Source organism: Methylobacterium sp. J-088, from assembly GCF_022829295.1.
Classification (GTDB): Bacteria; Pseudomonadota; Alphaproteobacteria; order Rhizobiales; family Beijerinckiaceae; genus Methylobacterium.
Genome location: NZ_JAKSYH010000034.1, coordinates 1 through 337, shown reverse-complemented (window position 1 = coordinate 337; position 337 = coordinate 1). Strand labels below are relative to the sequence as shown.

Below are 337 nucleotides of genomic sequence, written 5' to 3'. Positions count from 1 at the left end.
ACCCGGATCTCGGCGGCTGAAGCGTCTGGGATCCCAAAGGGCTCAGCCCTTTGGTGGGGTATCGGGGTGAAACCCCGATGTCGGGCTTCGCCCGAGCCCATCAGGGCTCCGCCCTGCACGCGCGAAAGGCCGCGGCCCGTTGACACCTGGACGTCTACCGCCGCCGCCGCGTCCCTGCTTTCGCGACCCGCAGCAGAGCCGCGGAGGCGAGCGCCGGCGCCAGCCCAGGCTCGGCCCGTCTGCAGGCCAGGGTCGCTCCCTGCAGGGCCACTGCCGCCTGACGCAGGTGTTGTGTCCGCAGGGTGCCGAGCGTCCCGCCCGGTGCGGCCCGCCGGTT

1 pseudogene is annotated in these 337 nt (G+C 73.3%); it reads right to left on the bottom strand.

Features of this window, described 5'->3' with window-relative positions:
* Window positions 1-154 precede the first annotated feature (154 nt).
* Window positions 155-337: pseudogene (locus MKK63_RS03260) on the bottom strand (DNA polymerase III subunit delta); the annotation flags it as partial.